The sequence below is a fragment of the Mitsuaria sp. TWR114 genome, from assembly GCF_007997345.1.
This window is the reverse complement of the sequence record NZ_VOSR01000717.1, coordinates 1-3177: the sequence shown is the minus strand read 5'-3', so window position 1 is coordinate 3177 and position 3177 is coordinate 1. Positions and strand designations below refer to the sequence as shown.

The window sequence follows — 3177 nt, the reverse complement described above, 5'->3', positions numbered from 1 at the left end:
CTGGTGGAGCGAAGGCCTGCACGGCGTCGCGCGCGCCGACGTGGCGACGGTGTTCCCCCAGGCCATCGGCCTGGCGGCGACCTGGGACACGCCGCTCGTGCAGCGCGTGGGCGAAGTCATCGGCATCGAGTTCCGCGCCAAGTTCCGGGGCACCGTCGGTGCCGACGGCTCCTCCGGCCTGTACCGCGGCCTGACGGTGTGGTCGCCCAACGTCAACATCTTCCGGGACCCTCGCTGGGGCCGCGGCCAGGAGACCTATGGCGAGGACCCGGCGCTGACCGCGCGCATGGGCGTGGCCTTCATCCAGGGGCTGCAGGGACCGGACCCGCGGCATCCGCGCGTGTCCGCGGCGGTGAAACACTTCGCGGTGCACAGCGGCCCCGAGGCCGACCGCCACAAGGAGGACGTGCGGGTCTCGCCGCGCGACCTGGTGGACACCTACCTGCCGGCCTTCCATGCGGCGGTCACCGAAGGCCGCGCGGAATCGGTGATGTGCGCCTACAACGCGGTCGACGGCGTGCCCGCGTGCGCCAGCGAGCCGCTGCTGCGGCAGCGGCTGCGCGAGGAATGGAAGTTCCAGGGGCATGTGGTGTCGGACTGCGGCGCGGTGGCCGACATCCACCAGGACAGCGCCCACCACCATGTGAAGACGCCCGAGGCCGCCGTGGCCCTGGCGGTGCGCGCCGGCACCGACCTGATCTGCGACTTCGGCGGCAACAGCACCGCCTCGCCCACCACCACCGTGGCGGCCGTGCGGCAGGGCCTGCTGGCCGAGGCCGACCTCGACCGGGCGCTGCATCGGCTGTTCGACGTGCGCCTGCGCCTGGGCCTGCTCGACCCGCCTGGGCAAGGGCCTCTCGCCGGGATCACGGCGGACGAGTTCGACACGCCCGCGCATCGCGCGCTCAACCTGGAGACGGCCCGTCGCTCGCTGGTCCTACTGAAGAACGATGGGCTGCTGCCATTGAAGACGCCGCCCCGGCGCATCGCAGTGATCGGCCCCAACGCCGACAGCGTCGACGCGCTGGTGGGCAACTACAACGGGACGCCGTCCCGGCCGGTCACCCTGCTGGCCGGCCTGAAGGCCCGCTATCCGGATGCCCGGATCGACTTCGTCGAAGGCACGGGCTGGGTGGCGCCGCCGCTGGAAGACCTGCCGGCCGAGCGGCTGTGTGCCGACGCCGCCTGCACCCGCCCCGGGCTGAGCTTCGAGCGCTTCGCCAATCTCCAGCTCGAGGGCCCGCCGATCTCGTCGACGGTCGAGGCGCAAGCCCGCTTCCGATGGGGCTGGCCGGACGCGCATGACCGCCAGGAATCGGCGCGCTGGAGCGGCTTCGTGCGCGCCGCCGAGAGTGGCGAGCATCTGTTCCGGCTGAAGGGGAACCGGGGCTACCGCGTCTGGATCGACGGCGAACGGGTGGTGGACCTGTGGGACATCGCCTGGCCCACCAGCACCCGCGGCGTGCAGCTCGAGGCGGGGCGGACCTACGCCCTGCGCGTGGAGGCGCTGCAGACCGGCTGGGAAGGCGAGCAGCGCCTGCAGTGGAGCCGGCCCGGCGCCAGCGACGAGGCTGCCCTGGCCGCCGCGCGCGAGGCCGACCTGGTGGTCTTCGCCAGTGGCTTGACCGGGGAGTTCGAAGGCGAGGAGATGACGGTGCTGGCGCCCGGTTTCGCGGGCGGGGACCGCACCCGGATCGATCTGCCGGCACCGCAGCAGAAGTTGCTGGAGCGCCTGGCCGGCCTGGGCCGCCCGCTGGTGCTGGTGAACTTCAGCGGCAGCGCCATGGCCTTCGGCGCCGCGACATCGCAGGCCGCGGCCATCGTGCAGGCCTGGTATCCGGGCGGCGAAGGCGGCCAGGCGGTGGCGGAACTGCTGGCCGGCGACTTCAGTCCGTCCGGCCGGCTGCCGGTCACCTTCTACCGGTCCGCCGAGCAACTGCCGCCCTTCAAGGCGTACGGCATGCAGGGGCGCACCTACCGCTGGTTCAAGGGCGAGCCGCTGTTCCCCTTCGGCCATGGGCTGGGCTACGCGCGCTTCAGCTATGCACAGGCCCGGCTCGCGAGCCCCCGGGTCCGGGCCGGGCAAGGCACGCGGCTGTCGGTGCTGTTGAAGAACGAGAGCGGACGCGAGGCGGCCGAGGTCGTCCAGGTCTATGCCCGGCGCCCCGGTGCCCTCGCGCCGGAACGCACGCTGGTGGCCTTCCGGCGGGTCGTGCTGCGCGGCGGCGAATCGCGCCGGCTCAGCGTCGATCTGGACGCCAAGGCGATGAGCGTCGTGCAGGCCGATGGGCAGCGCGTCGTGGAGGCCGGGCCGGTGTGGCTGTGGATCGGCGGAGGACAACCGGTGCCGGCGATCACCGGCGTGCGCGCGCCGGGTCAGGCTTTGACCCTGGAGGTCACCGGCCGCGCGCGACTGCCGGCGTTCTGAGCGGGCGTCGCACCGGTCCACGGCGTTACGCTGTCCGGCCGCCATCGCCTGGGCGCGGCCCGGGCAGGCTCGAACGAAGGAAGGACACATCGGCATGGCATCGAATCAGGGTTCGCGCGCGGATCGGTCGCGTCGCCGCATGGCGTTGGCCGTGGTCATCGGCGCATTGCTGCTGGCGGCCGGCGGGTGGCTGTCGAGCCGGCCCAGTGATGCCGCTGGCCCCGCCAAGGCAACGGCGACGGGCTCGCCCACGAATGAACCCGGCTCGCCGCTTCCCGCGGCGAAGACGGAGGCGGCATCGGCCGTGATGGCGGTCGCCTCGTCGGCGCCCGGCTCGACGAGCGCCCCGCCTCCTGCGCCCGGCTGGCCAGAGGACGCGCTGCGTCGGGTCCAGCTGGCGCTGGACGGCCATGGGACGCCGAAGGACATGATGGAGGCGGCCATGATGCTCTCCGCCTGCCAGGGCGCGGACGCGATGGTGGACCACCAGTACAGGGAGCGCGATCAGCCGTCCGCGACGGGTCGGCAGCTCCAGCGGATCACGGGTCTGTCCAGCCAGGAATGGATCCGCCGCTCGCAGGATTTCCAGCGTCACTGCCAGGTCTTCGATGCCGCCACGCTCGCGCGCCAGGGCGAGCTGCTCAAGCGTGCCCACGACGGCGGCGCCAAGGACGCCGCGCTGCCCTACCTGCAATGGCTGGAAGCGAACCGGCAGCCGATCGATCCGGCGCTGCGCGGGCAGCTGCAGC

3 protein-coding genes are annotated in these 3177 nt (G+C 72.9%); 2 read left to right on the top strand and 1 reads right to left on the bottom strand.

Annotation, left to right across the window (positions count from 1 at the left end):
- On the top strand, nt 1-2428 hold a 2428-nt coding region (locus FUT87_RS22995; RefSeq protein WP_147242515.1), incomplete at its 5' end, for a glycoside hydrolase family 3 C-terminal domain-containing protein.
- A gap of 105 nt (nt 2429-2533) precedes the next feature.
- Here the strand turns inward: FUT87_RS22995 and FUT87_RS22990 are convergent.
- On the bottom strand, nt 2534-2872 hold the full coding sequence (locus FUT87_RS22990; RefSeq protein ID WP_147242514.1) for a hypothetical protein: 339 nt from the start codon (nt 2870-2872) through the stop codon (nt 2534-2536).
- Here FUT87_RS22990 and FUT87_RS22985 point away from each other — a divergent pair.
- Nucleotides 2871-3177: hypothetical protein (locus FUT87_RS22985; RefSeq protein WP_147242513.1), on the top strand; the 307-nt coding region annotated here is incomplete at its 3' end. The two genes, FUT87_RS22990 and FUT87_RS22985, sit on opposite strands and share 2 nt — an antisense overlap.